At 70.8% G+C, this 21,908-nt stretch carries 18 protein-coding genes; 16 read left to right on the top strand and 2 right to left on the bottom strand.

Going from position 1 to position 21,908, the window contains the following annotated elements; translation table 11 throughout:
• Positions 1-19: 19 nt before the first annotated feature.
• From IEV65_RS05275 to IEV65_RS05315, 9 genes are all read left to right on the top strand, one after another.
• Complete coding sequence (locus tag IEV65_RS05275; protein ID WP_188428500.1) at positions 20-1,327, top strand: DivIVA domain-containing protein; 1,308 nt, start codon at positions 20-22, stop codon at positions 1,325-1,327.
• Between the two features lie 43 nt (positions 1,328-1,370).
• Positions 1,371-2,123 (top strand): purine nucleoside phosphorylase YfiH/LACC1 family protein, encoded by a 753-nt coding sequence (locus tag IEV65_RS05280; protein ID WP_188428501.1) that lies wholly within the window; start codon positions 1,371-1,373, stop codon positions 2,121-2,123.
• The gene (locus IEV65_RS05285) at positions 2,120-2,860 is read left to right on the top strand and encodes a YggS family pyridoxal phosphate-dependent enzyme (protein WP_188428502.1); all 741 of its coding nucleotides are present in this window, start codon (positions 2,120-2,122) and stop codon (positions 2,858-2,860) included. The genes IEV65_RS05280 and IEV65_RS05285 overlap by 4 nt, the downstream gene beginning before the upstream one ends.
• A gap of 62 nt (positions 2,861-2,922) precedes the next feature.
• Complete coding sequence (locus IEV65_RS05290; RefSeq protein ID WP_188428503.1) at positions 2,923-3,429, top strand: cell division protein SepF; 507 nt, start codon at positions 2,923-2,925, stop codon at positions 3,427-3,429.
• A 16-nt stretch (positions 3,430-3,445) separates the two neighbouring features.
• The gene (locus tag IEV65_RS05295; RefSeq protein ID WP_188428504.1) at positions 3,446-3,730 is read left to right on the top strand and encodes a YggT family protein; all 285 of its coding nucleotides are present in this window, start codon (positions 3,446-3,448) and stop codon (positions 3,728-3,730) included.
• 147 nt (positions 3,731-3,877) lie between these two features.
• On the top strand, positions 3,878-5,179 hold the full coding sequence (locus IEV65_RS05300; RefSeq protein WP_188428505.1) for a DivIVA domain-containing protein: 1,302 nt from the start codon (positions 3,878-3,880) through the stop codon (positions 5,177-5,179).
• Between the two features lie 193 nt (positions 5,180-5,372).
• Positions 5,373-5,804, top strand: coding sequence for a TraR/DksA family transcriptional regulator (locus IEV65_RS05305; RefSeq protein WP_229734918.1), 432 nt, complete (start codon positions 5,373-5,375; stop codon positions 5,802-5,804).
• On the top strand, positions 5,777-6,349 hold the full coding sequence (lspA, locus tag IEV65_RS05310) for a signal peptidase II (RefSeq protein WP_229734919.1): 573 nt from the start codon (positions 5,777-5,779) through the stop codon (positions 6,347-6,349). The genes IEV65_RS05305 and lspA overlap by 28 nt, the downstream gene beginning before the upstream one ends.
• Complete coding sequence (locus IEV65_RS05315) at positions 6,346-7,275, top strand: RluA family pseudouridine synthase (protein WP_188428507.1); 930 nt, start codon at positions 6,346-6,348, stop codon at positions 7,273-7,275. Before lspA ends, IEV65_RS05315 begins: the two co-directional genes overlap by 4 nt.
• A 97-nt stretch (positions 7,276-7,372) precedes the next feature.
• On the opposite strand, the gene IEV65_RS15595 is transcribed toward IEV65_RS05315, so the two are convergent.
• Positions 7,373-8,254, bottom strand: a complete 882-nt coding sequence (locus IEV65_RS15595) for a DUF2135 domain-containing protein (protein WP_229734920.1) — start codon at positions 8,252-8,254, stop codon at positions 7,373-7,375.
• A gap of 123 nt (positions 8,255-8,377) precedes the next feature.
• Here IEV65_RS15595 and IEV65_RS05325 point away from each other — a divergent pair, with 123 nt between their 5' ends.
• The 4 genes from IEV65_RS05325 (at position 8,378) to IEV65_RS05340 (ending at position 17,934) form a co-directional block, all read left to right on the top strand.
• On the top strand, positions 8,378-10,072 hold the full coding sequence (locus tag IEV65_RS05325; RefSeq protein WP_188428508.1) for a glycoside hydrolase family 3 protein: 1,695 nt from the start codon (positions 8,378-8,380) through the stop codon (positions 10,070-10,072).
• Between the two features lie 49 nt (positions 10,073-10,121).
• Complete coding sequence (locus tag IEV65_RS05330) at positions 10,122-10,697, top strand: hypothetical protein (protein ID WP_188428509.1); 576 nt, start codon at positions 10,122-10,124, stop codon at positions 10,695-10,697.
• Positions 10,698-10,764: 67 nt separating this feature from the next.
• Positions 10,765-15,717 carry a DNA polymerase III subunit alpha gene (gene dnaE, locus IEV65_RS05335; protein WP_188428510.1) on the top strand — a complete coding sequence of 1,651 codons (4,953 nt, stop codon included), beginning with the start codon at positions 10,765-10,767 and terminating at the stop codon, positions 15,715-15,717.
• Positions 15,718-15,813: 96 nt separating this feature from the next.
• Complete coding sequence (locus tag IEV65_RS05340; protein WP_188428511.1) at positions 15,814-17,934, top strand: S9 family peptidase; 2,121 nt, start codon at positions 15,814-15,816, stop codon at positions 17,932-17,934.
• 12 nt (positions 17,935-17,946) lie between these two features.
• Here the strand turns inward: IEV65_RS05340 and IEV65_RS05345 are convergent, their stop codons facing one another.
• A complete protein-coding gene (locus tag IEV65_RS05345) occupies positions 17,947-18,759 on the bottom strand; it encodes a hypothetical protein (protein WP_188428512.1) in 813 nt (270 codons plus the stop codon).
• 26 nt (positions 18,760-18,785) lie between these two features.
• Between IEV65_RS05345 and IEV65_RS05350 the strand changes: the two genes are divergently transcribed.
• The 3 genes from IEV65_RS05350 to IEV65_RS05360 all read left to right on the top strand — a co-directional run bounded on the left by IEV65_RS05350 (position 18,786) and on the right by IEV65_RS05360 (position 21,772).
• Positions 18,786-19,211 carry an HIT family protein gene (locus tag IEV65_RS05350; protein ID WP_188428513.1) on the top strand — a complete coding sequence of 142 codons (426 nt, stop codon included), beginning with the start codon at positions 18,786-18,788 and terminating at the stop codon, positions 19,209-19,211.
• 59 nt (positions 19,212-19,270) lie between these two features.
• Positions 19,271-20,443: a TIGR04053 family radical SAM/SPASM domain-containing protein gene (locus IEV65_RS05355; RefSeq protein WP_188428514.1), complete on the top strand. Its 1,173-nt coding sequence runs from the start codon at positions 19,271-19,273 to the stop codon at positions 20,441-20,443.
• Between the two features lie 327 nt (positions 20,444-20,770).
• Positions 20,771-21,772, top strand: coding sequence for a hypothetical protein (locus IEV65_RS05360; RefSeq protein WP_188428515.1), 1,002 nt, complete (start codon positions 20,771-20,773; stop codon positions 21,770-21,772).
• Positions 21,773-21,908 lie beyond the last annotated feature (136 nt).

Consider the following 21,908-nt stretch of genomic DNA (forward strand, 5'->3'; position numbering starts at 1 on the left):
GCTATGGAAGGAGGCCCGAGTGCCACTCGGCCCTGAAGACGTCATCCGGAAGTCGTTCAAGACGTCGTTGTTCAAGCGCGGCTACGACGAGTCGGACGTGGACTCCTTCCTCGAGGAGGTCGTGGCTGACCTCCGTCGGCGTGACCGCGAGAAGGACGAGCTGATCCTGCAGCTCCAGCGCCCCCGAAGGGTCAACGAGGACGAATCTGACCGCGTGATCCGGGAGCGCGAGCAGCTCGACCTCATCCGCACCGAGCGCCAGGAGCTCGTCAGCGAGATGGGCGGTCTCACCTCGCGACTGGCGTCCGCCCAGCAGCAGGTCGGTGCCGCTGAGCGGCTGGTCGTCGAGGCCCAGCAGGCTCAGCAGGAGGCCGAGACCCGCCGCGACGCAGCTCAGCAGCAGGCTGAGGAGCTCGAGCGACAGGTCGCGCGGGCCCAGGCGGTCCACGACGACCTGCGTGGTGCCTACGACACGATGGTCGCCGAGCTGCGCGGGCTGCGCACCGAGGCAGCGACGAGGGCCATGGAGGTGTTCGGCGAGGAGCCGTCCGAGCCGTCCGGCGACCCCGTCGAGGACCTGGAGGTGGTCAAGGCCGTCTCGCACCGGCTGCACGACCACCACGTCACCTCCGGTGAGGAGGAGGGACGCCGGGTGCGCGAGACCGCGGAGCAGGAGGCCACGACCCGGCTCAACAACGCCTGCGCGGAGGCGGACGCCATCCTCAGCCGTGTCAACGAGCAGTCGACAAGTCTCCTCGCCGACGCCCAGGCCGAGCACGATCGCGTGCTCAGCGACGCGCAGGCGGAGCGCGACCGCCTCGTGGCTGCGGCTCAGGCGGAGCACGACCGCCTGCTCTTCGACGCCGAGTCCGAGCACCGTCGGCTCCTGACCGAGGCGCAGACCGAGCACGACCGTCTGCTCGCCGAGGGGCGGACCCAGCACGACACGCTCACCGAGCAGGCTCGCGAGCAGCAGACCCGCTTTGTCACCGACGGCATGCAGACCCGCGAGAAGCTGCTCGCGGAGGGTGCAGCGGAGAAGGCCAGGCTGCTCAAGGACTCGCGGGAGGAGTACCGCCGGCTCGTCGACGAGGCGACCGCCGAGCACCAGCGGCTGCTGGATGCCGGTCGGTCCGAGCACGACCGGTTGCTGCGGGAGGCGGAGCAGGAGCGCGCCGGCATCCTGGCGGACCTCCAGGCGCGTCGCGAGCACCTGGAGCACCGTCTCGGCGAGCTGGACCAGCAGGCGGGCGGTTTCCGGGAGCGCCTGCGTGAGCTCGTCCGCCAGCAGCAGACGTGGCTCGACGACGAGGGCTGGAAGGCCTGACCTCCGCGCTGGCGGGGGACGGGCCGACGGTAGCCTGACCTCCGTGTTCTTCTGGCGCGAGCGCATCGAGCCCACCGGCGACAGCTACGGCGTCGAGTGGGCGGTCACCGACCGGTGGGGCGGCTCCAGCCTGGACGAGCACGCCGAGCTCAACCTCGCGCTGCACGTCGGCGACCGCCCGGAGGCGGTCGAGACCAACCGGCACCGCCTCGCCCACGAGCTGGGGCTGCGACTGCCGGACCTGCGCTTCATGGACCAGCAGCACGGCTGCGACGTCGCGCTGACCGCCGAGCTGGCGGAGGGGCAGGCGCCGTCGGTCGACGCCCTGGTCTCCGGGTCCAGCGACGAGGCGCTCGTCGTCATGGTCGCCGACTGCGCCCCCGTCCTCCTGCTCGACCGCACCGACGGCCTGGTCGCCGCCGTCCACGCCGGCCGCCCCGGCATGGTCTCCGGAGTCGTGCCCGCCACCGTGGCCCGTCTGCGTGAGCTCGGGGCCCGGCAGCTCGAGGCGGTGGTCGGCCCGTCCGTCTGCGCACGCTGCTACGAGGTGCCGGCGGAGATGCGGGATGCCGCCGCCGCGGTCGAGCCCGTCAGTGCGGGCGTCAGCTGGACCGGCACGCCGTCCGTCGACGTCGCCGCCGGCGTGGTGTCCCAGCTCGTCCGGGAGGGCGTGACGGTGCGGTGGCTCCCCGGCTGCACCCGCGAGGACCCCAACCTCTACTCCTACCGACGCGACGGTCGCACCGGCCGCTTCGTCGGGGTCGTCCGCCTCCTGCCGCCCGAGCGGGCCGCGTGAGCGCCGACCGGCGTGCCGAGCTGGCCGCCAACCTCGAGCGGGTGCGCGCCCGGGTCGACGCCGCGTGCCGAGCCGCCGGACGAGCGCCCGAGGACGTCACCCTCGTCGCGGTCACCAAGTTCTTCCCCGCCTCCGACGTCGCGCACCTGGCCGGGCTCGGGGTCCGCGACGTCGGGGAGAACCGCGACCAGGAGGCCGGCCCCAAGGTTGCCGAGCTGGACCCTCAGGTCCGCTCCGCGCTCACGGTCCACTTCGTCGGTCAGCTGCAGACCAACAAGGCCAACCACGTGACCAGGTATGCCGATGTCGTCCAGTCCGTGGACCGCGCCAAGCTCGCGCGCGCCCTCGACCGCGGTGCCGGCACCGCGCTCGCGGAGGGCGCACGGCATACCCCGCTGGGCGTGACGGTCCAGGTCGATCTCGAGGAGGGCGCCGACCGCGGGCGCGGGGGAGCGCTGCCCGAGGACGTCCCCGCCCTGGTCGAGGCCATCGACGGGTGCGAGCACCTGGACCTCAGGGGAGTGATGGCGGTGGCGCCGCGCGGGCTCGACGAGTCCGGGACCCGGGCCGCCTTCGACCGCCTCGCGGCGCTCTCGGAACGCCTCCGGCAGGACCGTCCGGAGGCGTGGTGGATGTCCGCGGGGATGAGCGGGGATCTCGAGACGGCTGTGGCGGCCGGAGCGACACACCTGCGTGTCGGCACGGCAATCCTCGGATCACGCGTGTCACACGGGTAGCGTCAGTCACGACCGATCCATCACGGGATAGGACGCCCGTACGCACCAAGGAGCTCGCACCTATGGCCGGGGCACTGCGCAAGACCATGGAGTACCTCGGACTCGCCGAGTCCGACGAGCGGTACGACGACTACGACGCGTACCACGAGGAGGAGCCGGCGCGCCGCGAGGCGCCTGCTCGTGCGACCCGCGAGGAGGAGGAGCCCCGGCAGCACGCCGAGGTGACCGCCCTCCCGCGCCGGAGTCCCACCCCGGTGTCCCAGGTCGTGAGGGAGCCGAAGATGAGCGAGCTCAACCGGATCACCACGATCCACCCCCGCACCTACAACGAGGCGAAGAACATCGGCGAGGCGTTCCGCTCGGGCGTCCCGGTGATCATGAACCTCACCGACATGGACGACGCCGACGCCAAGCGCCTCGTCGACTTCGCTGCCGGCTTGGCGTTCGGCCTCCACGGCGCGATCGAGCGGGTCACGAGCAAGGTCTTCCTGCTCAGCCCCGAGCACGTCGAGGTGGACGGCAACGAGCGCCAGGCGCCGCGCGCCCAGGGGCCGTTCAACCAGAGCTAGGACGTAGCCTGTGCCCATGGTTGGCCAGGTCCTCTATCTGCTGTTCACGATCTACTTCTTCATCCTGCTCGGTCGGCTGGTCTTCGACTGGGTGCAGGTCTTCGCCCGTGACTGGCGGCCGCGAGGCCCGATCCTCGTGCTGGCCAACGGCATCTATACCCTCACCGATCCGCCTCTCAAGGCGCTGCGCAAGGTGATCCCGCCGCTGCGGCTGGGCAATATCGCGCTGGATCTGGGCTTTCTCGTCCTGATCCTGCTGGTCGGACTGGCCCGGTCGTTCGCCCGCGGCTTGCCGTTCTGAGTGAAGGGTGGCTAGGAGGTCACCTGAGTGACCCCGCATGCCGTTTCAGTTACAGTGTGGATGCACGTGCATGACCGCACGTCACCGGCCGTGTCCCGTGGCTGAGCCTGCACGCAGGGCCGGTGACTTCCCGATCAGAGGTGAAACATGGCGCTGTCCCCCGAGGACGTCATCAAGAAGAGCTTCAGCGCGACGCATCTGCGTCGCGGCTACGACGAGACGCAGGTCGACGACTTCCTCGACGAGGTCGTCGTGGAGCTTCGCCGCCTGGTCGCCGAGAACGACGCTCTGCGCTCTGACCTTGAGGACTGCCGCGCCAGCAGGGGCTTCGGGGACGAGACGACAAGCTTCCGTCCGGTGGACACGGGGGGCTACGAGGACCTCGAGGCCGAGCTCGAGCAGGTCAAGGCCGAGCTCGAGGCCGAGCGTCAGCGCAACCACGCCGCGACCGCTCCCGTGCCGGTGGGTCACGACGGCGCCGAGCTGGACAACCTGCGCCGCGAGGCCGCGGAGGCGCGCAGCGAGGTCGAGGATCTGCGCAGGCAGCTGGGGGAGAGCGAGCAGGCTCGCAGCCGTGCCCAGGAGGCCGCCACCACCGCCCAGCGTCAGCTGAGCGACGCCAGCGCGAGCCGTGAGCAGGGCGCGCAGAACACCAACGCCGAGCTGGCCGACCTGCGCAGCCGGATGAGTGCCTGCGACGAGCAGGTGCGGACCCTGGAGGCCCGTCTCGAGGAGGCCAACGCCCGGGCCGAGCGTGCCGAGGGCCAGCTCGCCGAGGCCAACCGCCGCGCCCAGGAGGCCGAGGCTCGCGCCCAGAGCGCTGCCCCCGCAGCCGCCGCCGCGCCTGCCGACGCCGGCCAGCCCAACGAGTCCAGCGCCATCATCTCGCTGGCGCAGCGCCTGCACGACCAGCACGTCGCCGAGGGCGAGTCCACCAAGGCCAAGCTCCTCCAGGAGGCCGAGGACTACCGTGGCCGTGTCGTCGCCGAGGCCGACCACAAGGCCAAGGACCTGGTCACCACCGGGCAGCAGACCCACGACCGCCTCGTGCACGAGGGCCAGACCAAGCACGACCAGCTGGTCGCCACCGGTCAGGAGACCCACGACCGCCTGGTCCACGAGGGTCAGGCCAAGCACGACGAGCTCGTCAGCACCGGTCAGAAGGCGCACGACACGATGGTCCAGGAGGGCCGCGACCTGCAGCAGCGGCTGGTCACCGAGGGCCAGCAGCGTCACGACGAGCTGGTCGGCTCCGGCCAGCACGCCCACGACAGCATGATCGGCGAGGCCGAGCAGCGACGCGACAGCATCCTGACCGACCTCGGCTCGCAGCAGGACTCGCTCACCGGACGCATCTCCGAGCTGCGCTCGCAGGAGGTCGACCTGCGCGACAAGCTCAAGGCCTTCCTCGCCGACCAGCTCTCCAAGCTCGACGAGGACCGTCACTGACAGCACGCCTCACGCGACAAGACGCCCCGGCCCTCTCGGCCGGGGCGTCCTGCCGTCTGTAGGGGCGGGACGGCATACCGAGATTTCTGTGGATTCTCATTGTCTTCCCAGCATTCTTGGCCTATCCTTCCCGCACACCACCCGCCGCGGTCGACCTGGCCACGGTGGGTGTCTTGACACAGAAGGGCATTCAGTGGCCAGGACCAAGAAGGACTCCAGCACGACCACGCACCTGAGCATCAGCGTGCGTGAGGGGGAAGAACCGTGGACTGCGGACGAGCTGGCGGAGGTGCTGGACGAGCTGCGCACCGAGGAGGCCAGGCTCGCTGCCGAGGTCGACGAGGCTGAGCAGGACCTCGTGGAGCTGATGCGCAGCTTCGGCGACGGTGCGGGCGACGACCAGGCCGACGCGGGCGCGGCGACCTGGGAGCGTGAGCACGAGCTGTCCCTCACCAACAACGCGAAGGGCCTGCTCGACCAGACGCGCCACGCGCTCGAGCGGATCGACCAGGGGACCTACGGGGACTGCGAGTCGTGCGGCACCCCCATCGGCAAGATGCGGCTGCAGGCCTTCCCGCGTGCGACCCTATGCATGACATGCAAGCAGAAGCAGGAACGCCGCTGACCACCGTTCACCCACCTCTTCACCGACGCCGCACGGCCCTGGCGCTGACGCTCGGGGCCGGCTGGCTGGCGCTCGACCAGCTCACCAAGTGGTGGGCGGAGCGCGAGCTCGTGCAGGGTGAGCCGGTGCAGGTCGTCGGTGACCTGTTGCGGCTGCACCTGACCTACAACTCCGGCGCCGCCTTCTCGATGGGGACCGGCTCGACGGGGCTGCTCACGGCCTTCGCCAGCCTCATCGCGATCGTCATCGTGTGGCAGATCACCAAGGTCCGCAGCCGCCCGTGGGCGATCGCCCTCGGCCTGCTGCTCGGCGGCGCCACGGGCAACCTCGTCGACCGCTACTTCCGCGACCCGGCGCCGGGCCTGGGGCACGTCGTGGACTTCCTGCGGCTGCCCAACTTCCCGATCTTCAACGTCGCGGACATCGGGGTGAGCTCTGCGGCCGTCCTCATCGCCATCCTGGCGCTGCGGGGCTACCGCACGGACGGCACCCGCGAGGGCTACGCCACCGAGAACGTCGCCCACCCGGCCCGGGACGAGTCGTGAGCGAGTCCCGGACCTTCCCCGTCCCGGAAGGGCTGGAGGGTGAGCGGGTCGACGCGGCCCTGTCCCGACTCCTCGGCCTGTCCCGCTCCAAGGCTGCCGACCTGGCCGCCGCCGGACACGTCCAGCTGGACGGGAAGGTGGTCGGCAAGTCCGACCGGGTGACGGCCGGCTCCTGGGTGGACGTCACCCTCCCGCCGGCGGGGCCGCCGTCCGGCCTCGAGGTCGTGGCGGAGCCGGTCGAGGGGATGCGCATCGTCCACGACGACACCGAGATCGTCGTGGTCGACAAGCCCGCCTTCGTCGCGGCGCACCCCAGCGTCGGCTGGAGCGGGCCCACGGTCGTCGGCGGCCTGGCGGCGGCCGGCTACCGGATCTCCACCTCGGGCGCGCCCGAGCGGCAGGGGATCGTCCAGCGGCTCGACGTCGGCACGAGCGGCCTCATGGTCGTCGCGAAGTCCGAGCGCGCCTACACGGTCCTCAAGCAGGCCTTCCGCGACCGCGTCGTCGACAAGACCTACCACGCCCTGGTGCAGGGCCTGCCCGACCCGCACGAGGGGACGATCGACGCGCCCATCGGCCGGCACACGGGCCACGACTACCGCTTCGCCGTCCGCAAGGACGGCCGACCGAGCATCACGCACTACGAGCTGCTGGAGGCGCACCGGTCGGCGAGCCTGCTGGAGATCCACCTGGAGACCGGGCGCACCCACCAGATCCGTGTGCACTTCTCGGCGCTGCACCACCCCTGCTGCGGCGACGTCACCTACGGCGCGGACCCCACGCTGGCGCGTCGTCTGGGGCTGGAGCGGCAGTGGCTGCACGCCGTCCGCCTCGGCTTCGACCACCCCGGGAGCGGCGAGCGGGTGGAGTTCGACTCGCCCTACCCCGAGGACCTGCAGCACGCGCTCGACGTCATCCGCGGCTGAGACCACGGCGACGGCCGGGTGCGCATCCCCAGAGGATGCACATCCGTAGGGGTGTCAGAGGCACCCGGCCGCCGCGCGGCTACCGAAGGAAGAGCGGTCAGGGCTGGTCGTGCGTCCCGCCGAAGACCTTGAACTCGCCCGAGTAGGCGGCGCCCACGTTGTCGCCCTCGGTGCCGGTGTAGGTGGCGATCAGCACGCCGTCCTGGTGGACCTGCAGGGTCCAGCTCCCGGTGTTGGCGTCGTTGCAGTCGCTGAAGTTGTCGATCTCGATGGTGTAGGTCCCGGTCGGGGCCGCGCCCACCGGCCAGTAGACGTTCTCCACGCCACCCGGCTCGGGGTCGCCCGCGCACGTGCCGACGTTGTCGTCCCGGTCGAGCAGACCACCGGTGGCCGACGCAGTGTCCCCGAACCACAGCCGCTCGCCGCTCGGCTCGACGATGTGCAGGTCGAGGTCGTCGGCGCTGTCCCACAGGAGCGTGAAGCGCAGCTCGCCGTCGCCGACGACGAGGTCCGAGCCGTCGCAGTTCTGGTCGATGCCGTCGTTCGGGATGTCGACGGCCCCGGGGTTGATGGTCGCGTCCGAGTCGTCACAGTCCTCGGAGGCCGGGTAGCCGTCGCCGTCGGCGTCCGGGTCACAGTCCGGAGCCTCGAGGGTGAAGCGCTCACCGTAGCCCGGCCCGTCGCCGGACGCGTTGTTGCCGGCCTTGACCCAGATGGTCCCGAGCAGGCCGTCCGGGTCGGCGACCGAGTACATGTGGGTCTCGCCCATGGAGTCGTCGAACTCCGTCTTCTCTTCCGAGGTGCCGTCGGAGACGACGATGTTGGAGAGCGCCTTCTCGGACGTGATGTCCCAGCTGCCGGTCTCGCAGTTGTAGGTGACCTCGATCGCTCCGGTCGATGCGGCCAGAGCGGAGGTGGTCCCCAGACAGGCCATGGAGAGGGCCAGTGCAGGCGTGAACGCCAGGGCGGACTTGCGCATGATTTCCCCTTTCAGACGCTGCACGGTGCAGCGCGACCTCACCGACGCTAGGAGCGGGGACCTCGTACGGGTAGGGGCAGAACTGCCCATTGCGCCCAGGGGTGGCGTCTAGTATGGGTCCCGATGGGATCCTCCCGAGCTCTCGCCTCTCCCCGCGTCCCGGCGCGGTCCCTGGTCCTCGGTATGGCGTTCCTGGCGGCGCTGTCCGCGTGCACCCCCGCGCAGCCTCAGCACGAGTCCGAGCCGCCCACGTCGGAGTCGTCGACGGAGGCACCCACGGTGGTGCCGCCCACCGAGCCATCGACCACCGAGCCATCGCCCACCGAGCCAAGCCCCGAAGGGTCCGCCACGGCGACGCCGACGCAGGAGCCCGCGACGGCATACCGGAAGAGGGCAGAGCAGATCACCGCAGGCCTGAGCCTGGAGGAGAAGGCCGGGCAGGTCGTCGTCGCGGCGCACCGTGGTGCGGTCGCGCCCACGGACCTTGTGGTGGGGGAGCACCTGGGCGGGATCATCCTCATGGACGCGACCCTGACGACCGAGGAGGTGCGGGACCTCAACGCCACCCTGACCAGGGCGGCGGAGGAGTCGGGGCGTGACTGGCCGCTGTTCCTCGGCGTCGACCAGGAGGGTGGGCTCGTGGAGCGGGCCAAGGGCGAGCTGACGCGGTTCCCGACCTTCATGAGCTACGGGGCGGCTGACTCTCCCGAGCTGACCAGACGAGCCTCGGCGGCATCCGGGGCGGAGCTGCGGGGCATCGGGTTCACCGTCGACTTCGCTCCCGATGCCGACGTCACCATGGGCCCGACCGACCCCACGATCGGGTCGCGCTCGGCCGGTTCGGACCCCCAGCTCGTGGCCACGCAGGCTGTCGCGGCCGCGCGCGGCTACCTCGACGCCGGGGTGCTGCCGGTGCTCAAGCACTTCCCGGGTCACGGGTCGGTGCCCGAGGACAGCCACGAGACGCTGCCGCTGCAGGAGCGGACGCTGGAGCAGCTGCGCGAGATCGACCTCGTGCCGTTCGCGGGCGCCGTGGACGCCGGGCTGCCGGCGGTGATGGTCGGCCACATCGAGGTGGCTGCGCTGGGCTCGACGCTGCCGTCCTCGGTGGAGCCGAAGGTCGTCGACGGGCTGCTGCGCGAGGAGCTGGGCTTCGACGGACTGGTGACCACGGACGCCGTGGACATGGAGGCGGTCGCGGAGCAGTTCGGGTCGGGATCGGCCGCGGTGCGGGCCCTCAAGGCCGGTGTCGACGTCGTGCTGATGCCGCCGGACCCCGTAGCGGCCAGGGACGCGATCGAGCGCGCCGTCACCGACGGGCGGCTGCCGCAGGCGCGGCTCGACGAGGCGGTGACCCGGCAGCTCGAGGCGCTTCTGCGCACTCAGGACCAGGCCACCGTCGACCCGACCGCGCCCGGTGACGCGCGCGCCGCCTCCCGTGAGGTCAGCCTCGGCGCGATCACCGTCGTCGCGGGTGCCTGCCAGGGGGCACTGATCCAGGACGGGATCGTGGCGGTAGGCGACGCCGCCCCGGTGCGGCGCCTCACGCAGGCGGCCGAGCAGGCGGGTGTGCGCGTGGGGCGGGGCACCACGGTCGAGCTGCTGGGCCTCGGCCAGGAACCGCGGGGCGGGGCGGACATCACCGTAGCGATGGACACCCCCTACGTGCTGGGGCGCAGCGACGCCCCGACGAGGATCGCGCTCTACGGCGACACCCCGGGCGCGATGGTGGCGCTCGTGCGCGTGCTGACGGGCGAGGTGGCCGCCCCCGGGCGGCTCCCCGTGGCGGTCCGGGGCGTGGAGCGCGACGGCTGCTGAGACCGTCTTGTCAGGCTGCGGCCTGCCGTCGGGGAGTACCGTCGGGGGCATGGGATTCCTGGACCGTCTCCTCGGACGTCAGCCGCAGCAGCCTCGACCCACCGGTGGCTGGGAGCCGCCCTCGATCCCCGGGCAGGGCCGCGGTATGCCGCGGGTCGGGGACGCCGTCGCGTCCGAGGACGAGCGGGCGATCGCGCGCTACCAGTACCTCCTGCGCACCGCGCCGCCCGAGCGCCTGGAGGAGGTGCACGCGGAGGCGTTCGCCCAGCTGTCGGCGGACCAGCGGCAGAAGGTGCTCGGCCGTCTGGCGCACGACCTGCCGCCCGGTGAGGCGCCGCGGAGCGACGACCCGCGCGAGCTGGCCCGGGCGGCGACGCGGGCCGAGATGCGTCAGCCCGGCTACCTGCAGGGCGCCTTCGCCGGCCCCGGTCTCGGGTCCATGATGGCGAGCTCGATGTTCGGCACCATCGCCGGGGTCGTGGTCGGCAGCGCGCTCGCGGACGCGATGTTCGACGACGTCGGCGGTGAGGTCGACGGGGGTGGCTTCGGCGATTCCGGGGGCGATTCCGGAGGGGACTTCGGCGGCGACTTCGGAGGGGACTTCGGGGGCTTCGGCGACTTCTGAGCAGGTGACGCGCGGGGAGAGGTGAGCGGCGGCATACCTGTCGGTGGGTCGATCTAGGATCGACCCGATGTCCGCAGCCACCAGCCTCAGCCCTGACAAGAACTTCGTCCACCTGCACAACCACACCGAGTACTCCATGCTCGACGGTGCGGCGCGCATCGACGAGCTCATGGCGGCCGCGGCCGAGCAGGGGATGCCGGCGATCGCCACCACCGACCACGGCTACATCTTCGGCGCCTACGAGTTCTGGCGGGCCGGGCAGCGCCACGGCGTCAAGCCGATCATCGGGCTGGAGGCCTACCTCACCCCCGGCACGCACCGCACGGACAAGACGCGGGTGCGCTACGGCGACCGCGACAGCAACCCGCGCGACGACGTCTCCGGTGGTGGCGCCTACACGCACATGACGATGCTGGCGCGCAACAACAACGGCATGCACAACCTCTTCCGGCTGGCGTCGCTGGCGTCGATGGAGGGCTACTACTTCAAGCCGCGCATGGACCGTGAGCTGCTCGAGCAGTACGGCCAGGGGATGATCGTCACCACCGGCTGCCCGTCGGGAGAGATCCAGACACGGCTGCGCCTGGGGCAGTGGGACGCGGCCATGCAGTGGGCCTCGGACCTGCGCGACATCTTCGGCGCGGACAACGTCTACTGCGAGCTGATGGACCACGGCATCGACATCGAGCGCCGGGTCCGCACCGACCTGCTCAAGCTGGCCAAGGAGCTCGGGCTGCCCCTGCTGGCCACCAACGACCTGCACTACACGCGTCAGGCCGACGCGACCAGCCACGCGGCGCTGCTGTGCGTGCAGTCCGGCTCCACGCTCCAGGACCCCAACCGGTTCAAGTTCGACGGGGACGGCTACTACCTCAAGACGGCCGAGGAGATGCGCCACGTGTGGCGTGAGCTGCCCGAGGCGTGCGACAACACGCTGCTCGTGGCCGAGCGGTGCGAGGTCTCCTTCACCGAGGGCGAGGGGCGCTACATGCCGCGCTTCCCCTGCCCCCCGGGCGAGGACGAGACCAGCTGGTTCGTCAAGGAGGTCGAGAGCGGGCTGCGCCGCCGCTTCCCGGAGGGGGTGCCGGACTACGCGACCAAGCAGGCGGCATACGAGACCTCGGTGATCACCGAGAAGGGGTACTGCGGATACTTCCTCGTCGTCGCCGACTTCATCAACTGGGCCAAGAACAACGGCATCCGCGTCGGACCGGGGCGTGGCTCCGGTGCCGGCTCGATGTGCGCCTACGCGATGGGCATCACCGACCTTGACCCGATCCCGCACGGCCTGATCTTCGAGCGCTTCCTCAACCCCGAGCGCAAGTCGATGCCCGACTTCGACGTCGACTTCGACGACCGGCGACGCTCGGAGGTGATCCGTTACGTCACCGAGAAGTACGGCGACGAGCGCGTCGCGATGATCGTCACCTACGGCACGATCAAGGCCAAGCAGGCGCTCAAGGACGCCTCGCGCGTGATGGGCTACCCCTTCGCGATGGGGGAGAAGCTCACCAAGGCGATGCCGCCGGACGTCATGGGCAAGGGCATCCCGCTCTCCGGCGTGCACGACCCCGAGCACAAGAGGTATGCCGAGGCCGTCGAGTTCCGCCAGGTGCTGGCCGAGGACCCGCATGCCCAGGAGGTCTTCGAGACCGCGAGCGGGCTGGAGGGGCTGAAGCGGCAGTGGGGCGTGCACGCGGCCGGCGTCATCATGAGCAGCGAGCCGCTGCTCGACCTCATCCCGATCATGCGCCGCGAGCAGGACGGCCAGATCATCACCCAGTTCGACTACCCGACCTGCGAGACGCTCGGGCTGGTCAAGATGGACTTCCTCGGGCTGCGCAACCTCACGGTCCTCGACGACGCCATCAAGAACATCAAGGACAACCGCGGTGAGGACATCGACCTCGACGCGCTGTCCAAGGACATGACCGACCCGGCGACGTACGCGCTGCTGAGCCGGGGCGACACGCTCGGCGTCTTCCAGCTCGACGGCAACGGCATGCGGCAGCTGCTGCGGCTCATGCAGCCGGACAACTTCGAGGACATCTCCGCTGCGCTCGCGCTCTACCGGCCCGGGCCGATGGGCGTCAACGCGCACACCAACTTCGCGCTCCGCAAGAACGGCAAGCAGGAGCTGACGCCCCTCGACCCCGAGCTCAAGGGCAAGCTGCAGCCGCAGATGGTGGAGGCGCTCGAGCCGATCCTGGGCACGACCTACGGTTTGTGCGTCGCCGGCGACACCCTGATCGTGGATGCGGACACCGGTGAGCGGGTGCGGATCGACGAGCTCGCGGACCGGGTCACGGACGGGTTCTTCACCTTCGGCGTGGACGAGCGCGGCAAGGTCGTGCGGCGGCGGGTGACGCACTGGTGGGAGATGCCTGCCAAGCCGGTGCTGACCGTGCGCATGTCCTCAGGTCAGGAGCTGCGGCTGTCGGCCGACCACAGGGTGCTGACGCCTCGTGGCTGGGTGTCGGCGGGGGAGCTCGTGGCGGGTGTGGACCGGATCGCTCGGCCGCGGGATGCGCAGGTCTGGGACGCGGCGTCGGGCGTCACGCCTGATCAGGCGGCACTGCTGGGCTACCTGATCTCCGACGGTTACATCACGCTGTACGAGAACACGTTCATCAGCGCGAGCGCTAAGCTCCGCGAGGAGGTGTCGCGTCTCTGTGTGAGCCTCTTCGACGACACCTATCCGGTCGAGGACTGCAGGGAGCGGCGGGCTCCCAGAGTCCGCTTCGCTGCTGCGCCGGCAGGTGCAGGACGGGGCGGGAACCCGCGCCGTGGCGTCTTGAAGAACATCGGGGTCAACCGGTGGCTGCGCGCTCTGGGATACGACAAGAAGACGACCTCGGCGCACAAGTTCCTGCCTGAGCCCGTCAAGCGTGGCTCGCTGGAGGTGAGGTTGCGCCTGCTTGCCGCGCTGTGGGACGGGGACGGTCACGTCGGCTCGAAACTCGCGTACTACAAGACGATCAGCCGCACTCTCGCTCAAGACGTGGCGCACGTGCTCGCAACGGTAGGCATACCGGCGGTCGTTCGATATGACGGGACCTACGAATCGGTACGGACTGGAACTCAGACCGCGTGGACGGTGCACGTCTACGACGAGCGCTTCTGGCAGACCATCGTTCCCCGGATGGTGCAGCAGGAGAAGGTCTCACCGCGCGCTGCGCGAGTCACCGCCTCCAGGAGTCGTGGACTGAACCGAGCGCTGATGTTGACTCACGCCGGCATTGTCGTGAGGAACGACGCGCGGCTCGCCACCAGGACCCGAAACGAGATCGGCGGCGGGCCCGCCACCATCGCGGCCCTGCATCGTCACCTCTGGAGGGAGGGTCTTGTCGCAAAGCCTAAGACCAGCCACCCTGCAGTGGACGGCTCAGGCTTCTACCCCCTCAACGCGACGTCCATTGCATACCTGCAGAGCATGGCGAGTGAGGAAGATCAGTTCTACGCCTCATTTGACTGGGCCCGCGTCGCGGAAATCACTGTCGGGGAACCCGAACCCGTCTATGACATCACCGTCGACGACGTGCACAACTTCGTCTCCGAGGGCCTGGTGCTGTCGAACTGCATCTACCAGGAGCAGGTGATGGAGATCGCGCAGAAGCTGGCGGGCTACACGCTCGGCAACGCCGACCTCCTGCGGCGCGCGATGGGCAAGAAGAAGAAGGAGGTGCTCGACGCCGAGTACATCCCCTTCTCCGACGGGATGAAGGCCAACGGCTACAACGAGGCGTCCGTCGCCGCGCTGTGGGGCGTGCTGGTCCCCTTCTCGGACTACGCGTTCAACAAGGCGCACACCGCGGCCTACGGCGTGATCTCGTACTGGACGGGCTACCTCAAGGCCAACTACCCGGCCGAGTACATGGCCGCGCTGCTCACCAGCGTCGGCGACGACAAGGACAAGACCGCGCTCTACCTCGCCGAGTGCCGGCGGATGGGGATCGCGGTCCTGCCGCCGGACGTCAACGCCTCGGTCGCCAACTTCGCCGCTGTGGGCGACGACATCCGCTTCGGGCTCTCCGCGGTGCGCAACGTGGGGCACAACGTGGTGGGTGCGGTGGTCGCCACGCGCGAGGAGAAGAACCCGTTCACCTCCTTCGAGGACTTCCTACGCAAGTGCCCCGCAGTGGTGTGCAACAAGCGCACGATCGAGTCGCTGGTCAAGGCCGGTGCCTTCGACAGCCTCGGCCACACCCGGCAGGGCCTGGTGAGCATCCACGAGCGGTATGTCGATGCTCTCGTCGACGAGAAGAAGCAGGAGGCCATCGGGCAGGACAGCCTGTTCTCCGGGTTCGGCTTCGGCGACGAGGACGGCGGGGACGGCGGGGCGGTGCAGATCGTGACGCTGCCCCCGGTGCCGGACATCGAGTGGGAGAAGACGGCCCGGCTCGCCTTCGAGCGGGAGATGCTCGGGCTCTACGTCTCGGACCACCCGCTCAACGGCATCGAGCACATCCTCGCCCAGCACGCCAGCGCCTCGATCCTGGAGCTCGTCGGCGAGGATGGGGCCAAGGACGGCGACTTCGTCACGGTGGCCGGGCTGATGACCAACATCCAGCTCAAGCGCACCAAGAACGGCGACCCCTACGCCCGGCTCTCGGTGCAGGACATGGCAGGCTCCGTGGACGTCGTGTTCTGGCCGAAGACCTACATGACGATCTCGACGATGCTCGCGGAGGACACGGTCGCCGTCATCAAGGGGCGCCTGAAGAAGTCGGAGGAGGGCAACGAGCTGCTCGCCAACGAGCTGATGCTGCCGGACATCAAGCAGGGCCCGCGCGGGCCGGTGGTGCTGGCGCTGCCGCTGTCCCGGGTGACCGACGGCCTGGCCCACCGGCTCAAGGGCGTCCTCGCCAACCACCCCGGCAGCACCGAGGTCCACGTCCGGCTGACCCAGCCGGGCCGCGACGTGACGATGCGCCTGGACGAGACCCTGCGGGTGACGGCGTCGCCGGAGCTGTTCAGCGAGCTCAAGGCGCTGCTGGGGCCGGCGGCGATCGCCGGCTGAGCGCTCGGCCGAGATCTCGCCGGCGGGTGCCCGTCGTGTGGCGGACCGGCACCGCGGAATCGGTGACGGGGCGGCCCGGCGGGTAGCGTTGGCCCGGTGACTGTCGAGAGCACCCGACCGACCCCGCCCGCCGCCGTGCGCCGGGACACCGTCCGTTCCCACCACGGGGAGGACGTGACCGATCCCTACGAGTGGCTGCGGCAGAAGAGCGACCCGGAGGTCCTCGCCCACCTCGAGGCCGAGAACGCCTACACCGAGGCGATGACCGCGCACCTGGACGACCTGCGCGAGGCGGTCTTCAAGGAGATCAAGAGCCGCGTCCAGGAGACCGACCTCTCGGTGCCCGTCCGGCACCGGGACTGGTGGCACTACACCCGGACGATCGAGGGCGAGCAGTATGCCGTGCACGCCCGGATCGCGGTGGGGGACTCCCCGGAGCGGCCGGTCCTCGACGCGGGCCACGTGCCCGAGGGCGAGCAGGTGCTGCTCGACGGCAACAAGGAGGCCGAGGGCCTGGAGTTCTTCTCCCTCGGTGTGTATGACGTGACGCCGGCGGGCGACCGCCTCGCCTACGCGGTCGACACCTCGGGCGACGAGCGCTTCGACCTGCGTATCAAGGACCTCGCCACCGGCGAGGTCATCGACGACGCGGTCACCGGCATCGGCTACGGCAGCGCGTGGTCGGCCGATGGCAGCCACATCTTCTACACCCGGGTCGACGACGCGTGGCGGCCCTTCCAGGTGTGGCGGCACGAGGTCGGCACCCCCGCCGAGGCCGACGTGCTCGTCTACCAGGAGGACGACGAGCGCTTCTGGATGGGCGTGGGCACCTCCCGCGACGACCGCCAGATCATCATCGGGCTGGGCAGCAAGAACACCTCGGAGACCCGCCTGCTCGCCGCCGAGGACCCCACGGGGCAGTTCCGGGTGGTGGCGCCGCGCGTGGAGGGCGTAGAGTACGACGTCGAGCCCGCCGGCGAGCAGCTGTGGATCGTCCACAACAAGGCGCACCGCGACTTCGAGCTCGCGGTCGCTCCGCTGTCGTCGACCTCGTCCGAGGACTGGGTCACCGTGCTTCCGGGCGAGGACGGCGTGCGCGTCAGCGGCGTCGACGCCTTCTCCGGCCACCTGGCCGTCGCCCTGCGGCGCGAGGGCCTGACGCAGGTGCAGATCCTGCCGCTCTCGGCGGACTCCCGCCCGGTCGGCCGCGGCTACCAGGTCCCGGTCGAGGAGGAGGTCTACTCGATCGAGACCGGCGCCAACCCGACCTACGACACGGACACCCTGCTGGTGACCATCGAGTCGCTGGTGACCCCCAGCAGCATCTACGAGCTCGACCTGGTCAGCGGCGAGCTCGAGCTGCTCAAGCGCCAGCCGGTGCTCGGCGGCTACGACCCCGCCGACTACCAGCAGCACCGGGTCTGGGCCACCGCCGCCGACGGCACCCGCATCCCGATCTCGCTCGTCGCCCGCAAGGACGTCGCGCCGGACGGCACCAACCCGGGTCTGCTCTACGGCTACGGCTCCTACGAGATCTCCATCGACCCCTACTTCTCGGTCTCCCGCCTCTCCTACCTCGACCGCGGTGTCGTGTATGCCGTCGCTCACGTCCGCGGCGGCGGCGAGATGGGCCGTGGCTGGTACGAGGCCGGGCGGATGGAGCACAAGCGCAACACCTTCACCGACTTCGTCGCCGCGGCCGACGAGCTGGTCTCCTCCGGCTGGGTCGCCCCGGACCGGCTGGCCGCCGAGGGTCGCTCGGCCGGTGGCCTGCTGATGGGCGCCGTGCTCAACCTGGCACCGGAGAAGTTCCGGGTGGTGCACGCGGGCGTGCCCTTCGTCGACGCGCTGACCACGATCCTCGACCCGTCGCTGCCGCTCACGGTGGGTGAGTGGGAGGAGTGGGGCAACCCGGTCGAGTCCGCCGAGATCTACGAGATCATGCGCGGCTACACCCCCTACGAGAACATCCGCGCGGTGGACTACCCGGCGATCCTCGCGACGACCGGGCTCAACGACACCCGGGTCTTCTACGTCGAGCCCGCCAAGTGGGTGGCCCGCCTGCGCGAGACGGTGACCAACGACCCGGCCGAGCGCCCCATCCTGCTCAAGACGGAGATGGTGGCCGGGCACGGCGGCAAGACGGGCCGCTACGACGCGTGGCGGGAGACCGCCTTCGAGATCGCCTTCATGCTCGACCAGCTCGGCGCCGTCTGAGCCGGGAGGACGTCAGCTGACGTCGCAGCTGGGCGCCGAGCCCAGCTGCTTCACGGCGGCCTCGTAGGGCTTCATGTTCTTCGGGGCCGCCTCGACGACGTCGATCCACCACTCGTAGTACTCGTCGGCGGGGGTCTGTTCCTTGACCTTCATCTGCTCGAGGTGAGCGTTCCAGTCGTCGTTGACCCCCTTGCCGGTCCCGACCACGTCGGCCAGCACCGTGGCGCGCTCTGCGCACGCGGTGCCGGCCTCGGCATACTCACCCTCGAGCGCGGACGGGTCGAGGTCGGAGCACGCACCGGAGACCTTGTCGTAGGCCGCCTTGGCGTCGGTGAACCGCTTGACGTCGTCCGCGCCGAGGACCTTGGTGTCGGCCCAGGCCTTCTTGGTCTGCTCGAGGGTGTACTCCCCGCTCTCCAGCTTGATCTGCGCGACGTAGTGGGTCTTCCAGTGCTTCGCCGAGAGCGCTGCGGCCTCGGCGGCCTGCTCGCCCTCGCCGACGGCGACCGCGCAGGCGGCCAGCTCGTCGGGGACGCCCTCGGCGACCGTGGTCTCCTCCGCCGGAGCGGTGGTCTCCGTCACCTCGGCCGGTGCGTCGCTGGTCACGGCGGCGTGGTCGCCGTGCGCGTCCTTGATCGCCGACGCCATGGCGGCGTCGACGCTCGTCGAGGCCGCGCTCGACGAGCCCGCGCTCGCCGGCTGGCGGTCATCCCCGCCCTGGGTGACGGCATACCAGGTGACCCCGCCCGCGGCGAGGACCCCGACCAGCCCCAGGGGAAGGAGGAGACCTGGGCTCCTCCCTTCGTTGTGCGTGTGCCGTCCCATGAGGGCAATCGTGCCATGATCGGCGGGTGGGGTGCCTTTTCTGCCAGGTCAGCGCGGGTGACGAGCCCGCCGAGGTCGTGCTGCAGACCCCGCACGTGGTGGGCTTCCTCGACGTCCGTCCCGTCTTCAAGGGGCACGTCCTGGTCGTCCCGCGCGCGCACGTCCCGAGGCTGGAGGACCTTCCCGACGAGCTGGTGACGCCCCTGTTCACCGCAGTCCGGGCCGTGTCGGTCGCCGTCAAGGGCGCGCTCGGCGCGCAGGGCAGCTTCGTGGCGATGAACAACACCGTGAGCCAGTCGGTGCCGCACCTGCACGTGCACGTGGTCCCGCGCACCAAGGGGGACGGGTTGCGCGGCTTCTTCTGGCCCAGGACGAGGTATGCCGCGGGCGAGGCGGGTGAGTATGCCGCACGGCTGCGGGACGCGCTGGCGGAGCTCGGGCCGGTCGGCTGAGGGCAGTCCAACTCCTCGCAATACGTCAAATGACTACGACTCGATGTAGTGTGTAGCCCGTGACGCTCGCTCCTTCCCGCGCCGTGCGCCGTCAGCGGCACGACGTCCACGACCGCCCGTTCATCGTCATCTGGGAGGTCACCCGCGCCTGCCAGCTGGCCTGCCTGCACTGCCGGGCCGACGCCATCACGCGCCGCAACCCCGGCGAGCTCACGCTCGAGGAGGGCAAGGCGCTCCTGGACGGGATCGCGGAGTTCCCCACGCCATACCCGCTGGTCGTGCTGACCGGGGGAGACCCCTTCGAGCGCCCCGACCTCGCCGACCTGGTGCGCCACGGCACCAGCATCGGGCTGTCGATGTCGCTCTCGCCCTCGGTGACGCCCAACGTCACGCCTGACCGGCTGGCCGAGCTGCGCGAGGCCGGCGCCAAGGCGGTGTCGCTGTCGCTGGACGGTGCCCGTGCCGAGACGCACGACGCCTTCCGCGGCTTCGAGGGGACCTACGCGGCCACCCGGGTCGCAGCGGAGCAGGTGAAGCAGGCGGGCTTCCGGCTGCAGGTCAACTCCACCGTCACCCGCCGCACGGCCGAGGAGCTGCCCGCGCTGCTCCGGGACGTCATCGACCTGGGCGCGATGCTCTGGAGCGTCTTCTTCCTCGTGCCGACCGGCCGCGGCCAGCAGCTGCAGGCGCTGGGTGCCGAGGAGATCGAGGACGTGCTGCACTGGCTGGCCGAGGTCTCGCGCTACATGGCGATCAAGACCACCGAGGCCCCGCACTTCCGCCGGGTGGTGCTGCAGCGGGAGGTCGCGCTCGCCGCGGGGGATGACCCCTCCGCCGGCCGCGGCGAGCTCTACCACCGGCTCGTGGCGGCCACCGAGCGTGAGCTGGCCGGGGTGGCCGTGCGCGAGCGGCCCGCCCGCCCGCCGATCGACGTCAACTCCGGGCGCGGCTTCATGTTCGTCGACCACACCGGCAAGGTCTACCCCTCCGGCTTCCTGCCCCATGTCGCCGGTGACGTGCGCGTCACCCCCGTGCCCGAGATCTACCGCGAGGCGGAGGTCATGAGGGCGCTGAGGACGCCGGAGGGCTTCGGCGGGCGCTGCGGCGTGTGCGAGTTCCGCGAGGTCTGCGGCGGCTCCCGCTCCCACGCGTATGCCGTGACCGGTGACGCCCTCGCCGAGGACCCCAGCTGTGCGTACGTCCCGGCGGCCCTGCGGGAGACCGTCCACTGACGCCTGCGGGAGACCGATGCTGGCACGCACCTCACCCACGCTGCGCCCTGACGGCTGCGTGAGGTCCGCACCGCGGTCCTCCTCGCCCTGCGGTCCTCGCCACCCGGTCCACCTCGCCCCCGGTCCTCCTCGCCACCCGGTCCACCTCGCCCCCGGTCCTCCTCGCCCCGGTCTGCCCTCGCCCCCCATCGCCCTTGTGTCACAAGCAATGCCAGGGCGTTGTTTGTGTCACGACAGCCGTGCACATCCATTCTCGGGGCGCTCTCTTGTCCACAGGTTGACTGCCTCGCGCGACGCGAGTGGCCGGCCGACGGTCATCCTGGGCCCATGCCCCCGCCCCACGAGCTCCAGCCCCAGCAGCATCCCTCGCGCGAGGACCGCACCTTCCCCGACCTGCCCGGGCAGCGGGGCCTCGCGACGGTGGCCCAGCTCCTCGAGCACGGCTGGACGACGTCCGCGCTGAGGGAGGCGCGGAAGACCCGTTTGCAGGAGCCGCTGCCCAGGGTGCTGGCGCCGCACCGAGGACCCATCGACGGCTCCACGCGACTGACCGCTGCCGCGCTCTGGGCCGGCCCGACGGCCGTGCTCACCGGCGCGACCGCGCTCGCCTCGCTCGGCGTGCCGGCGAAGGGCCTGCACCAGGCGACGTTCGTCATACCCGCGCATGGGCGCGCCAGGGCGCACAGGAGTGTGCAGGCGGTCCGGTCCAGCAGGGAGCTGACGGTCGCCCGACGGGTCGGGGTCCGCGCCGTGGCCGAGGGGGCTCGCGCCATCGCCGACGCCGCGGTCTACGAGCAGCACTCGGCGGACGACCTGGAGCACTGGACGATCAGCGTGCTTCAGCGCGGGCTCGCCTCGCCCGAGGGGCTGGAGCGCGAGCTCTACCTGCGTCCCCGTGCCAAGGTGGCTGCGGTATGGCGTGGGCTGGCCGGCTTCGTCGACGGCGCCTGGTCCAGGCCTGAGGTGGTGCTCCGTGAGGTCATCGAGGCCGACGGGGGGTTCCCGGCACTGGTCACGAACTGCGGCCTGTGGACGTCGGACGGCGAGTTCATCGGCACCCCGGACGGCTACCTCGAGGAGGCCGGCACCGCGATCCAGGTGCACTCACGCCAGTTCCACCAGGGCGTGGACGACGCGGGTGGCGAACGGTGGGGCAGGACCGTGGAGAAGGACAGCGACTACGTGGCCGCCGGGGTGCGGGTGGTCGGGGTGACGCCGTGGACGCTCTACGGCAAGCCGCAACGCTTCCTCAACCGGCTGCGCAAGGTGGTGCAGCTGGGCCTCGCCGCGCCGAGGCCCTGCGTCAGGGTGGTCCCGCGCGACGGCTGAGGCCGGGCGCCGCTGACACCGGAGCTCGACCGCGCGCGCATGCATGTGCAGCGCTGGCGTGTCACAAGCAATGCCCTGGCGTTCGGGGTGACACAACAGCAGTGTCCCCAGCGCCGGTGGGGGGCTGGGGACACTG

Source organism: Ornithinimicrobium tianjinense (genome assembly GCF_014636495.1).
GTDB lineage: Bacteria > Actinomycetota > Actinomycetes > Actinomycetales > Dermatophilaceae > Ornithinicoccus > Ornithinicoccus tianjinensis.

Excerpts from the sequence above, each read along its gene's own strand:
- IEV65_RS05290 (WP_188428503.1), top strand. The coding sequence starts at position 2,923 with ATGGCCGGGGCACTGCGCAAGACCATGGAGTACCTCGGACTCGCCGAG.
- IEV65_RS05295 (WP_188428504.1), top strand. The coding sequence starts at position 3,446 with ATGGTTGGCCAGGTCCTCTATCTGCTGTTCACGATCTACTTCTTCATC.
- IEV65_RS05300 (WP_188428505.1), top strand. The coding sequence starts at position 3,878 with ATGGCGCTGTCCCCCGAGGACGTCATCAAGAAGAGCTTCAGCGCGACG.
- lspA (WP_229734919.1), top strand. The coding sequence starts at position 5,777 with ATGCAAGCAGAAGCAGGAACGCCGCTGACCACCGTTCACCCACCTCTT.
- IEV65_RS15595 (WP_229734920.1), bottom strand. The coding sequence starts at position 8,254 with ATGCGCAAGTCCGCCCTGGCGTTCACGCCTGCACTGGCCCTCTCCATG.
- IEV65_RS05325 (WP_188428508.1), top strand. The coding sequence starts at position 8,378 with ATGGGATCCTCCCGAGCTCTCGCCTCTCCCCGCGTCCCGGCGCGGTCC.
- IEV65_RS05330 (WP_188428509.1), top strand. The coding sequence starts at position 10,122 with ATGGGATTCCTGGACCGTCTCCTCGGACGTCAGCCGCAGCAGCCTCGA.
- dnaE (WP_188428510.1), top strand. The coding sequence starts at position 10,765 with ATGTCCGCAGCCACCAGCCTCAGCCCTGACAAGAACTTCGTCCACCTG.
- IEV65_RS05345 (WP_188428512.1), bottom strand. The coding sequence starts at position 18,759 with ATGGGACGGCACACGCACAACGAAGGGAGGAGCCCAGGTCTCCTCCTT.
- IEV65_RS05360 (WP_188428515.1), top strand. The coding sequence starts at position 20,771 with ATGCCCCCGCCCCACGAGCTCCAGCCCCAGCAGCATCCCTCGCGCGAG.